The following is a 12299-nucleotide window of genomic DNA, read 5'->3' on the forward strand; positions in this document are numbered from 1 at the left end:
CCAGTCCTTTTTTTGCTAGACTAAAACTATGAATACAAACCTCAAACCAAAACTCCAGCGCTTTGCTTCTGCTAGTGCCTTTGCCTGTCCTATCTGTCAAGAAAATCTGACCTTAGTAGAGAGCAGTCTCAAGTGTAGCAATCACCATTCTTTTGACCTGGCAAAATTCGGCTATGTCAATCTGGCACCTCAAATCAAGCAATCTACCAACTACGACAAGGAAAACTTCCAAAACCGCCAGCAAATCCTTGAAGCTGGTTTTTATCAGGCTATTTTAGAAGGTGTCTCCGACTTACTAGCCACTAAACCATCCGCAAAAACAGTCTTGGATATCGGCTGTGGCGAAGGTTTTTATTCTCGTAAACTCCAAGAAACACACTCTGACAAGACTTTCTACGCCTTTGATATTTCAAAAGATTCCGTTCAAATCGCTGCCAAGAGCGAACCCAACTGGGCGGTCAACTGGTTTGTCGGTGATCTGGCTCGCCTTCCTATAAAAGACGCCAGCATGGATATCCTGCTTGATATCTTCTCACCTGCCAACTATGGGGAATTCCGTCGCGTTTTATCCAAAGATGGTATCTTGATTAAGGTCATCCCGACTGAAAATCACCTCAAGGAAATCCGTCAAATGGTGCAGGACCAGCTGACAAAGAAGGATTATTCCAACCAAGATATCAAGGAACATTTCCAGGAACATTTCAGCATCCAATCTAGTCAGATTGCTTCCTTAACAAAACCTATCTCGGCTGAGCAACGCCAAGCCCTGCTTGCCATGACGCCTCTCCTCTTTCACGTTGACCAAACCAAGATTGACTGGAGTCAGTTGACTGAGATTACCATCGAAGCAGAGATTTTAGTTGGGAAAGCAGTGTAAATAAATCTTTCAATAAGACAAAACCCGCACCTCAAAAAGAGGTGCGGGTTTAAATCGCGATTTTTCAACTGTCTATCCGAAAAGTGGAAAAAATTTTAACCTCTCCATTTATTTTCGATTCGAAATAACAAATTTATCAATGAATAATAAGTGAAATGAGGCAAGTGTAATCCCCAAATAGCACCCATGATAAGAGATTTCTTGATGGGTAAGTGGAAAAAGAGTACGATTCCCCATCGAGAGTGATAACAAAACCACAAATAGTATCCAAAATAAATCAGTCCATTTATATTTTGAAAAATATTTTTTCCACATAAAAACACCTTCTTTCTTCACCACAATGCTATTATAATACAAATTATAAGCGGATACAAGAAATACGAGGTCATCAACTACGAAGAATCATGAGACTGAAATACAGTAAAAAGCAGTATTTCTAAAACTTCAACGTATCTATGATTTATCTCTTTTTAGACCTGATTGGCTAAAATCCACATCATTCAAAAAAGCGAATTTCAATTGAAATTCGCTTTTTTTACAAAGTGATTAGTATAAATTTTGTATCTTAGTTCAAGTGCCAGATATCTTCGTTGTACTGAGCGATTGTACGGTCAGATGAGAAGAATCCTGCTTTGGCAATGTTAACGATGACTTTATCCAACCATGCGTCGCGGTCTTCGTAATCAGCAAGCATTTGCTCTTTGACTTTAATGTAGTCTTCCAAGTCAAGGAGAGTCATGAACCAGTCTTTGTTGATCAATTCGTTGTAAAGACGTTCCAAGCGTTCTTTCTTACCTACTGCAAGAACAGCATCGCTCACAATGAAGTCAACCAAAGGTTTGATAGCTTCACGAGCATAGAATTCGCTTGATTTGTAAGCTGCTTTTGCGTAAAGGTCGATAACAGTTTCTGAATCTTCACCGAAGATGTAGATATTTTCGTCGCCAACCAACTCAGCAATTTCCACGTTAGCTCCGTCCATAGTACCAAGAGTCAAGGCTCCGTTCAACATGAATTTCATGTTACCAGTACCTGAAGCTTCTTTAGAAGCAAGTGAGATTTGTTCTGAGATGTCACATGCTGGGATGAGGAAGCTTGCTGCAGTAACGTTGTAGTTTTCAACCATAACCACTTGCAAGTGTGGAGCTACTTCTGGATCATTTGCAATCACTTCTGACAAGCAAAGGATCAAGTGAATGATGTCTTGGGCGATTGTGTAGGCAGGAGCTGCTTTACCACCAAAGAAGACTGTGATTGGACGAGCAGGGATGTTACCAGCCTTGATATCAAGGTATTTGTGGATGACATACAAAGCGTTCATTTGTTGGCGTTTGTACTCGTGAAGACGTTTAATTTGGATATCAAAGATAGAGTTTGTATTGATTTCCACACCTTGGTGATCTTTCAAGTGACGAGCCAATTTACGTTTGTTGTGAGCTTTGATGCTTTCCAATTTTTCTTTAACAGCAGCCTTGTCTTCGTATGACAAGAGTTTTTCAAGCTCATCTGCTTCATGGTGCCAACCATGTCCAATAATCTCATCCAAGTAGTGAGACAGTCTTGGGTTGGCATGCATGAGCCAACGACGGAATGTGATACCGTTTGTTTTGTTGTTGAATTTTTCTGGGTAGACGTCGTAGAATGCTTTCAACTCAGAGTTCTTCAAGATTTCAGTGTGGAGGGCTGCTACCCCGTTAACACTGTATCCGTAGTGGATATCCATGTGAGCCATGTGTACACGGTCGTTTTCATCAATGATTTGAACAGCTGGGTCTTTGTATTCTGCTTTCACACGACGGTCCAATTCTTTGATGATTGGTACCAAGTGAGGAACCACTTCTTCCAAGAATTCAAGAGGCCATTTTTCAAGGGCTTCAGCAAGGATTGTGTGGTTAGTGTAGGCAGTCATGCTACGAACGATAGAGATTGCTTCGTCAAGTTCGATACCACGTTCAGTCAAAAGACGGATCAATTCAGGGATAACCATTGATGGGTGAGTATCGTTGATTTGCACAACTGCGTAGTCCGCAAGGTCGTGCAAGTTGCTTCCCTTTTCGATTGCTTCGTCAATAATCAATTGCGCACCGTTTGAAACCATGAAGTATTGTTGGAAGATACGGAGCAATTCACCTTGCTTGTCGCTATCGTCTGGGTAAAGGAAGAGAGTCAAGTTGCGAGCGATGTCTGTCTTGTCAAAGTTGATACCATCTTCGATGATAGAAGAATCAACTGAATCCAAGTCAAACAAACGCAAGCGGTTTTTAGTAGCTGTCTTGTAACCAGGTACATCGATATCGTAAAGAGTAGATGTCAATGTGAAGTGTGCAAATGGCACTTGGTAGCTACGGCTTGAGCGTACCAACCAGTTTTGCTCTGTCAACCAAGCATTAGGAATCGTTTCTTGTTGGTTGTTTTTAAGAACTTGTTGGAAAAGACCAAAGTGATAGTTCAATCCAACACCGTCACCATTCAAACCAAGTGTAGCGATTGAGTCGATAAAGCAGGCAGCCAAACGTCCCAAACCACCGTTACCAAGTGATGGTTCCAATTCGACTTCTTCGATTTCAATCAACTCTTTACCTGCGGCTGCGAGTTCTTTTTTGACATCGTCATAAAGTCCAAGGTTAATCAAGTTGTTTGACAAGAGTTTACCGATCAAGAACTCAGCTGAGATGTAGTAAACTTTTTTCTTACCAGTGTTGACTGGTTTTTGACTGCTAGCAAGCTTGCTGTAGTTGAGAAGAGCAAGGTAAAGCTCTTCATTGCTACATTCTGCGATAGATTTATTGTAACGCTTTTGTACAAATTCGTTTAATGGTAACATTTTTGTGTCTCCTGATATTGTCTTATTTCTTTAATTCTACCAAATTTTCATTGATTCGGCGATAAATTGTAGTCAAGTCAAGCAAAGTTTCTTCAACAGCTGGTGTGAGTTGGTCTGCTGTCATACGCCATGACCAATTTCCGCCAAGAGTAGATGGGAAGTTCATGCGAGCTGACTCATCTAGTTCTAGCAAATCTTGCATAGTTGCAATTGCCATGAAGCTAACAGATGAAAATACTGTGCGAAGCATTGCGTGTGGCACTGTTTCGTACTCTTTACGGTTCGTGTAGCGCGCCATGTACTCGCGAGTTGGATCGTCGATCTCATTACGGTACCAACCAAGGACCGTATTGTTATCATGTGTTCCTGTGTACATAACTGAGTTAGCTGGTGCCAAGTGTGGGCTATCGATACTTTCGTCTTCTGGATTGAAGGCAAATTGAAGAATCTTCATTCCTGGGAATCCAGTGCGTTCACGCAACTCGATGACTTCATCTGTCATGAAACCAAGGTCTTCTGCGATGATGTTTAGCTCACCAAGCTCTTCCTTAACGGCTGCGAAGAGTTTGTAGCCTGGACCTTTCACCCATTTACCAGGTGCCGCTGTATCGGAACCAGCAGGAATTTCCCAGTAAGATTCGAAACCGCGGAAGTGGTCGATACGAACGATATCGTAGATTTTGAAGCTTTCGCGCAAGCGTTCAACCCACCATTTGTAACCGTCTTTGTCCATTGCTTCCCAGTCATAGATTGGGTTCCCCCAAAGCTGACCAGTGGCAGAAAACTCATCTGGTGGGCATCCTGCGATGCAAGTTGCTTTACCAGTGGCATCTGTCTTGAAGAGATGTGGATTTGCCCACATGTCGCTTGAATCTTCCGCAACATAGATTGGCATATCTCCAACGATTTCGATGTGGTTGTCGTTAGCGTAGGCTTTCAATTTCAACCATTGTTGGAAGAAGAAGTATTGAGTCACACGGTGGTAAACCAACTTGTCTGCCAATTTCTCACGGTAGCTTTCAAGTGCTGAAGCTTTACGCGCACGAGCGTCTGCATCTGGCCATTCTGTCCAAGCAAGATTGTCAAAATGCTCTTTGATAGCCATATATTCTGCGAAGAGTTCGAGCCATGATTGGTTGTCTTGAGCAAACTTCTCAAAATCTTTGACATCACCCACTTTCAAGAAGCGTTTAACTGCTTTTTCTAAAAGTGGACGACGTGCGTAATAAATCTTCGCATAGTCAACTTCAGATGCATCGCTACCAAAGTCACCACCTTCAAGGTCACTAGCTTCCAACAAGCCTTGCTCTACCAAGATATCAAGGTCGATAAAATGCGTATTTCCAGCAAAGGCTGAGAATGATTGGTATGGAGAGTCTCCATAGCTTGTTGTCCCAAGAGGGAGGATTTGCCAGTAACGTTGCTTCGTACGAACCAAGAAATCAACGAAATCATAGGCAGTCTGACCAAATGATCCAATCCCGTATGCTCCTGGTAGAGAAGAGATGTGCATCAACACACCACTTTGACGTTTTTTCATAATAGCACCTCATGTGTTTGTTATAAAACGTTGCGGAATCAAGACGCAAACGTTTGCGTTGAATTAAGTATAGCGTATTTCAAAGACAAATGCAAGCGTTTTTAAAAAATTTTTTGAATTATTTTTATCTAACTAAAACTTATTCCCACTGATATTTTATGAAATAAGCAAAAAAATTTTTAAAGATTTTCTGATTTAAGATAATTCATTCCGAACATCTCCTATATTTTCTGAAAATTGGGCTAAATTAACGCAATCGTTTCCCTTGGTTTTCACAAAATAAGAAAATCAGCGTTTAGGATATTTTCTTCCTATTAAAGATAATCATATCTACTTCCAAACCTTAAAAATTTTTTAAAATTTTTTCAAAAAAACCTTGCAACCGTTTTCTATTTGTGCTATACTAAGCTCATAAAGGAAAACGTTTGCGTTTCCCGAATAAATTATAACTGTTATTCTTTAGGAGGAATACACTATGTCATCTAAATTCATGAAGAGCGCTGCTGTGCTCGGAACTGCTACTCTAGCTAGCTTGCTCTTGGTAGCTTGCGGAAGCAAATCTGCTGACAAAGCTGCTGATACTAGCTCTTCAGAAGCAAAAGAACTTACTTTCTACGTCGAAGACCAATATAAAGCCTTCGCTGAATCTGCTGCAAAAGCTTATGAAAAAGAATCTGGCGTAAAAGTTACTATCAAAACAGGTGACCAAATGGGTGGTCTTGATAACCTTTCACTTGACAACCAATCTGGTAAAGCCCCTGATGTTATGATGGCTCCATACGACCGTGTAGGTAGCCTTGGTACTGACGGACAACTTTCAGAAGTAACTCTTAGCGATGGTGCGAAAACAGACGATACTACTAAATCTCTTGTAACTGTTGGTGGTAAAGTCTATGGTGCTCCAGCCGTTATCGAGTCTCTCGTAATGTACTACAACAAAGACTTGCTAAAAGAAGCTCCAAAAACTTTTGCTGAGCTAGAAGAACTTGCTAAAGACAGCAAATACGCTTTCGCTGGTGAAGATGGCAAAACTACTGCCTTCCTAGCTGACTGGACAAACTTCTACTACACTTACGGACTTCTTGCTGGTAATGGTGGTTATGTATTTGGTCAAAACGGTAAAGATCCTAAAGATATCGGACTTGCAAACGAAGGTTCAATTACAGCTATCAACTATGCTAAATCTTGGTATGAAAAATGGCCTAAAGGTATGCAAGATACTGAAGGAGCTCCAAACTTAATCCAAACTCAATTCCAAGAAGGTAAAACTGCTGCTATCATCGATGGTCCTTGGAAAGCTCAAGCATTCAAAGATGCTAAAGTAAACTACGGTGTTGCAACTATCCCAACTCTTCCAAACGGTAAAAACTATGAAACATTTGGTGGTGGTAAAGCTTGGGTTATCCCAGCAAGCACTAAGAACCTTGAAGGAGCTCAAAAATTTGTAGACTTCCTTGTATCAACTGAACAACAAAAAGCATTCTACGATACTACTAACGAAATCCCAGCTAATACTGAAGCTCGTACTTATGCTGAAGGCAAAAACGATGAGTTGACAACATCTGTTATCAAACAGTTCAAGAACGCTCAACCAATGCCAAACATCTCACAAATGTCAGCTGTTTGGGATCCAGCGAAAACTATGCTCTTTGAAGCTGTAAGTGGTAAGAAAGATGCGAAAACAGCTGCTAACGATGCTGTAACATTAATCAAGGAAACAATCAAACAAAAATTTGGTGAATAATTGATTTGTTCAAGGGGGGTGGAAGCAAAATCCCCCTTTGAATTTATAGATACGCCTATTATCATACGCACGTATCTTACAATCGAATCCGAGTTTTATCTCGCATCCTATGAAAGGAGTAATCATGGAAAAACAACAGCCTCGCAAAGCAGCCTTGCTGTCAATCATTCCTGGTTTAGGACAAATCTATAACAAACAAAAAGCTAAAGGATTTATTTTTCTTGGTGTTACTGTTCTATTTGTTCTGTATTTTCTAACACTTGCAAGCCCTGAATTGAGCAATTTGATCACACTTGGTGACAAACCTGGTCGTGATAATTCACTTTTTATGCTGATTCGTGGTGCTTTTCATTCTATCTTTGTTGTCGTTTACTTGCTCTTTTACATCTTTAATATCAAGGATGCATATACGACTGCTAAACGTATCAACAACGGTATTCCTGTGGCTCGTACCTTCAAGGATATGATTAAAGGTATTTATGAGAATGGATTCCCATACCTTTTAATCATCCCATCATATGTAGCGATGACATTTGCAATTATCTTCCCTGTTATCGTAACCTTGATGATTGCCTTTACTAACTACGACTTCCAACACTTGCCACCAAACAAATTGTTGGACTGGGTTGGTTTGACGAACTTCACTAACATCTGGAGTTTGAGTACCTTCCGTTCAGCCTTTGGTTCTGTTCTTTCTTGGACCATTATTTGGGCCTTGGCTGCTTCTACCTTGCAGATTGTCATTGGTATCTTTACAGCAATCATTGCCAACCAACCATTTATCAAAGGAAAACGTATCTTCGGTGTTATTTTCCTTCTTCCTTGGGCTGTTCCAGCCTTCATCACTATCTTGACATTCTCAAACATGTTTAATGATAGTGTCGGTGCCATCAACACCCAAGTCTTGCCTCTTTTGTCTAAGGTCCTTCCTTTCCTAGATGGAGCTCTTATCCCTTGGAAAACAAATCCAACTTGGACTAAGGTTGCCTTGATTATGATGCAAGGCTGGCTAGGATTCCCATACATCTACGTTTTGACCTTGGGTATCTTGCAGTCTATTCCTAACGACCTCTACGAAGCGGCTTACATCGATGGTGCTAATGCTTGGCAAAAATTCCGCAACATCACTTTCCCTATGATTTTAGCTGTTGCAGCTCCAACATTGATTAGCCAATACACCTTCAACTTTAACAACTTCTCTATTATGTATCTCTTTAATGGTGGAGGTCCTGGTACTGTCGGAGGTGGAGCCGGTTCAACTGATATCTTGATTTCATGGATTTACCGTTTGACAACAGGTACATCTCCTCAATACTCTATGGCGGCAGCTGTTACCTTGATTATCTCAATCATTGTCATCTCTATCTCTATGATCGCATTCAAGAAACTACACGCATTTGATATGGAGGACGTCTAAGATGAATAACTCAATCAAACTCAAACGTAGACTGACTCAAACCCTCACTTACCTCTACTTGATTGGCTTATCAATCGTCATTATCTATCCACTTTTGATTACCATCATGTCAGCCTTTAAAGCAGGTAACGTCGCAGCCTTTAAACTAGATACTAACATCGACTTCAATTTTGATAACTTTAAAGGGCTCTTCACCGAAACCTTGTACGGTACTTGGTACCTTAATACTTTGATTATTGCCTTTATCACAATGGCTGTTCAAACAAGTATCATCGTACTGGCTGGTTATGCCTACAGCCGTTACAACTTCTTGGCTCGTAAACAAAGTTTGGTCTTCTTCTTGATTATCCAAATGGTGCCAACCATGGCCGCATTGACCGCCTTCTTCGTTATGGCGCTTATGTTGAACGCCCTTAACCATAGCTGGTTCCTCATCTTCCTCTACGTCGGTGGAGGTATTCCGATGAATGCTTGGCTCATGAAAGGTTACTTCGATACCGTACCAATGTCTCTTGACGAATCTGCAAAACTAGATGGTGCAGGACACTTCCGTCGCTTCTGGCAAATTGTCCTTCCGCTCGTTCGCCCAATGGTGGCTGTACAAGCCCTCTGGGCCTTCATGGGACCTTTCGGGGATTACATCCTCTCTAGTTTCTTGCTTCGTGAGAAAGAATACTTTACTGTTGCCGTTGGTCTCCAGACCTTCGTTAGCAATGTGAAAAACATGAAGATCGCCTACTTCTCAGCAGGTGCTATCCTCATCGCCCTTCCAATCTGTATTCTCTTCTTCTTCCTACAAAAGAACTTTGTTTCAGGACTTACAAGTGGTGGCGACAAGGGATAATTTATCCCCGCCACCCTTTTTCATTTTATACTCTTCGAAAATCTCTTCAAACCACGTCAGCTTTATCTCCAACCTCAAAGCTGTGCTTTGAGCAACCTGCTACTAGCTTCCTAGTTTGCTCTTTGATTTTCATTGAGTATTAGAAATTGTTACTGTAAATAATATTCTTGCAACAACAAGCAATTTATCTCCTAGACTTGAAATAAAGCACATTTCTCTATATAATAATACTCATATAGAAAACACTTTTAGAAAGATGCCTATGCTTCCATATCCATTCTCGTATTTCTCTAGTATCTGGGGATTTCGTAAGCCCCTATCAAAACGTTTCGGCCTCAACTGGTTTCAGCTTCTCTTTACGAGCATTTTCCTCATCAGCTTGTCTATGGTTCCGATTGCCATTCAAAACAGCTCACAGGAAACGTATCCACTGGATACCTTTATCGATAATGTCTACACTCCACTGACAGATGAAGCCATCATGGACTTGTCAGAGAATGCACAAATCGTTGATGGAAAGCTGAACTACTCAGGTACGAAGAATCGGCAGCCTTCTCTTTTGATTGGCCCAAGCCAAAGCAAAGAATTGCCAAAGGACCTACAACTTCATTTTGATACGGAAGAACTCGTCATCAGTAAGGAAAGTAAGGAATTGACTCGCATTCGCTACCACGCGATTCAAACGGGGAGTTTCCAGAGTAAGGAAGATCTAACCCAGGCCATTTCTAAAGATTGGTACCAACAAAATCGGGTCTATATCAGTCTCTTTCTCGTTCTTGGTGCTAGCTTCCTCTTTGGATTGAATTTCTTCATTGTCTCTCTTGGAGCTAGTCTTCTCCTTTATATCACCAAAAAATCACGCCTCTTTTCATTTAGGACCTTTAAAGAGTGCTACCATTTTATCTTGAACTGTTTAGGATTACCCACTCTGATTACGCTTATTTTGGGACTTTTTGGCCAAAATATGTCAACCCTTATCACTGTACAAAACATTCTTTTTGTTCTTTATCTGGTCACTATTTTTTACAAGACACATTTCCGTGATCCAGATTATCATAAATAGGAGATTTTTATGCCCGTGACGATTAAAGATGTGGCTAAGGCAGCAGGTGTCTCACCTTCCACTGTTACCCGCGTCATTCAAAATAAATCAACGATTAGTGATGAAACCAAAAAACGAGTTCGCAAGGCTATGAAGGAACTCAACTACCATCCCAACCTCAATGCTCGTAGCTTGGTAAGTAGCTATACTCAGGTTATCGGCCTGGTGCTTCCTGATGACTCGGATGCCTTTTACCAAAATCCTTTCTTCCCATCTGTCCTACGAGGGATTGCCCAAGTCGCGTCTGAAAACCACTACGCTATTCAGATTGCAACAGGAAAAGATGAGAAAGAACGTCTCAATGCGATTTCTCAGATGGTTTATGGCAAGCGTGTTGACGGTTTGATTTTCCTCTACGCTGAAGAAGAAGACCCTCTGGTCAAACTAGTAGCCGATGAGCAGTTCCCTTTCCTAATTCTCGGAAAATCTACTTCACCCTTTATCCCTCTTGTTGATAATGACAATGTACAAGCTGGCTTTGATGCAACAGAGTATTTCATCAAAAAAGGATGCAAACGAATTGCCTTCATCGGGGGTACAAAGCGACTCTTCGTAACGCAAGATCGTCTAACTGGCTATGAGTCCGCACTCAAACAACACCAACTTCCGATTGATACCAACTTAACCTACTTTGCGACCGAATTTCTAGAAGAAAAAGGTTATCAATTCAGTGAACTTCTGTTCAATCACGATCCGCAGATTGACGCTATCATCACAACCGATAGTCTCCTAGCAGAAGGAGTTTGTGACTACATCAGTAAGCATCAGTTAACTGTTCCTGTCTTGAGTTTCGACTCTGTCAATCCTCGACTTGACCTCGTAGCTTATGTCGATATCAATAGTCTGGAACTCGGGCGCGTTTCCTTTGAAACCATTCTCCAGATCATCAACGATGCTAAAAACAATAAACAGATTTGTTACCGCCAGTTGATTGGACACAAAATTATCGAAAAATAAAGACCAGCCCCAGTGAACTGCACCCCAAAAGTTAGACAGAAAAAATCTAACTTTTGGGGTGTTTTTATTATGAAATTAACTTATGATGATAAAGTTCAGATCTATGAACTTAGAAAACAAGGATATAGCTTAGAGAAGCTTTCAAATAAATTTGGGATAAACATTTCTAATCTTCAGTACATGATTAAATTGATTGATCGTTACGGGATAGAAATCGTTAAAAAGGAGAAGAATCGTTACTATTCTCCTGAATTAAAACAAGAAATCATTGATAAAGTCCAACTTGAGGGACAATCGCAACTAAGCGTATCTCTGGATTATGCTCTTCCAAGTAGTGGATTACTTCCAAATTGGCTGGCACAATACAAGAAAAACGGGTATACTATTGTTGAGAAAATAAGAGGGAGACCTGCTAAAATGGGACGTAAACGGAAGAAAACCTGGGAAGAAATGACAGAACTAGAGCGACTTCAAGAGGAGAATGAACGCTTACGGACCGAGGTGGCCTACCTAAAAAAGTTAAAAGAGTTAGAGGAAAGGGACGAGGCCTTAGAGCGAGAAAGGCAGAGACAGTTAGAGAAATGGTTTCAGGAGGATTTCGACTAGATTTACTTCTTGAAACAGCTCGTTTAGCTCGCTCAACTTACTATTATCAGTTGAAGCAACTGGATGGGGTTGATAAAGATCAAGAACTTAAAACCGAAATTCAGGCCATTTATAATGACCATAAAGGCAACTATGGTTATCGTCGGATTCATTTAGAACTAAGAAATCGTGGATATCTAGTAAATCATAAAAGAGTTCAACGCTTGATGAAAGTACTCAATTTACAAGCTAAAATGCGACAGAAACGAAAATATTCTTCTCATAAAGGAGACGTTGGCAAGAAAGCAGATAACCTGGTTCAACGTCAGTTTGAAGCATCAAGGCCAATGGAAAAGTGCTATACGGATGTGACAGAGTTTGCCATTCCAAATAGCACACAGAAATTGTA

At 40.8% G+C, this 12299-nt stretch carries 9 protein-coding genes and 1 pseudogene; 7 read left to right on the top strand and 3 right to left on the bottom strand.

Translation table 11 applies throughout. The features are described 5' to 3' along the window. Positions 1 to 28 precede the first annotated feature (28 nt). Complete coding sequence (locus tag HMPREF1149_RS08240; protein ID WP_001095500.1) at positions 29 to 877, top strand: putative RNA methyltransferase; 849 nt, start codon at positions 29 to 31, stop codon at positions 875 to 877. 108 nt (positions 878 to 985) lie between these two features. On the opposite strand, the gene HMPREF1149_RS11570 is transcribed toward HMPREF1149_RS08240, so the two are convergent. The 3 genes from HMPREF1149_RS11570 to malQ all read right to left on the bottom strand — a co-directional run bounded on the left by HMPREF1149_RS11570 (position 986) and on the right by malQ (position 5241). Further along, entirely contained in the window at positions 986 to 1192 is a 207-nt protein-coding gene (locus HMPREF1149_RS11570; RefSeq protein WP_033585434.1) for a hypothetical protein, read from the bottom strand. Between the two features lie 250 nt (positions 1193 to 1442). Beyond that, complete coding sequence (glgP, locus tag HMPREF1149_RS08250; protein WP_000937153.1) at positions 1443 to 3701, bottom strand: glycogen/starch/alpha-glucan family phosphorylase; 2259 nt, start codon at positions 3699 to 3701, stop codon at positions 1443 to 1445. 22 nt (positions 3702 to 3723) lie between these two features. Continuing rightward, positions 3724 to 5241 carry a 4-alpha-glucanotransferase gene (gene malQ / locus HMPREF1149_RS08255; RefSeq protein ID WP_000747311.1) on the bottom strand — a complete coding sequence of 506 codons (1518 nt, stop codon included), beginning with the start codon at positions 5239 to 5241 and terminating at the stop codon, positions 3724 to 3726. Positions 5242 to 5716: 475 nt separating this feature from the next. Between malQ and HMPREF1149_RS08260 the strand changes: the two genes are divergently transcribed. The 6 genes and pseudogenes from HMPREF1149_RS08260 to HMPREF1149_RS11375 form a co-directional block, all read left to right on the top strand. Beyond that, positions 5717 to 6985 (top strand): extracellular solute-binding protein, encoded by a 1269-nt coding sequence (locus tag HMPREF1149_RS08260; RefSeq protein WP_000095455.1) that lies wholly within the window; start codon positions 5717 to 5719, stop codon positions 6983 to 6985. A 124-nt stretch (positions 6986 to 7109) separates the two neighbouring features. Continuing rightward, a complete protein-coding gene (locus HMPREF1149_RS08265; RefSeq protein WP_000414942.1) occupies positions 7110 to 8402 on the top strand; it encodes a sugar ABC transporter permease in 1293 nt (430 codons plus the stop codon). A 1-nt stretch (position 8403) separates the two neighbouring features. Then, positions 8404 to 9246, top strand: coding sequence for a sugar ABC transporter permease (locus tag HMPREF1149_RS08270; RefSeq protein ID WP_001065640.1), 843 nt, complete (start codon positions 8404 to 8406; stop codon positions 9244 to 9246). A gap of 262 nt (positions 9247 to 9508) precedes the next feature. Then, positions 9509 to 10309 carry a DUF1189 domain-containing protein gene (locus HMPREF1149_RS08280; RefSeq protein WP_000938245.1) on the top strand — a complete coding sequence of 267 codons (801 nt, stop codon included), beginning with the start codon at positions 9509 to 9511 and terminating at the stop codon, positions 10307 to 10309. 9 nt (positions 10310 to 10318) lie between these two features. Next, positions 10319 to 11305, top strand: coding sequence for a LacI family DNA-binding transcriptional regulator (locus HMPREF1149_RS08285; protein ID WP_001145428.1), 987 nt, complete (start codon positions 10319 to 10321; stop codon positions 11303 to 11305). Between the two features lie 69 nt (positions 11306 to 11374). Next, positions 11375 to 12299: pseudogene (locus HMPREF1149_RS11375) on the top strand (IS3 family transposase); the annotation flags it as partial.

The sequence above is a fragment of the Streptococcus sp. BS35b genome (assembly GCF_000286475.1).
Classification (GTDB): Bacteria; Bacillota; Bacilli; order Lactobacillales; family Streptococcaceae; genus Streptococcus; species Streptococcus oralis_W.

Excerpts from the sequence above, each read along its gene's own strand:
- HMPREF1149_RS08260 (WP_000095455.1), top strand. The coding sequence starts at position 5,717 with ATGTCATCTAAATTCATGAAGAGCGCTGCTGTGCTCGGAACTGCTACT.
- HMPREF1149_RS08270 (WP_001065640.1), top strand. The coding sequence starts at position 8,404 with ATGAATAACTCAATCAAACTCAAACGTAGACTGACTCAAACCCTCACT.
- glgP (WP_000937153.1), bottom strand. The coding sequence starts at position 3,701 with ATGTTACCATTAAACGAATTTGTACAAAAGCGTTACAATAAATCTATC.
- HMPREF1149_RS11570 (WP_033585434.1), bottom strand. The coding sequence starts at position 1,192 with ATGTGGAAAAAATATTTTTCAAAATATAAATGGACTGATTTATTTTGG.
- HMPREF1149_RS08285 (WP_001145428.1), top strand. The coding sequence starts at position 10,319 with ATGCCCGTGACGATTAAAGATGTGGCTAAGGCAGCAGGTGTCTCACCT.
- HMPREF1149_RS08265 (WP_000414942.1), top strand. The coding sequence starts at position 7,110 with ATGGAAAAACAACAGCCTCGCAAAGCAGCCTTGCTGTCAATCATTCCT.
- malQ (WP_000747311.1), bottom strand. The coding sequence starts at position 5,241 with ATGAAAAAACGTCAAAGTGGTGTGTTGATGCACATCTCTTCTCTACCA.
- HMPREF1149_RS08240 (WP_001095500.1), top strand. The coding sequence starts at position 29 with ATGAATACAAACCTCAAACCAAAACTCCAGCGCTTTGCTTCTGCTAGT.
- HMPREF1149_RS08280 (WP_000938245.1), top strand. The coding sequence starts at position 9,509 with ATGCTTCCATATCCATTCTCGTATTTCTCTAGTATCTGGGGATTTCGT.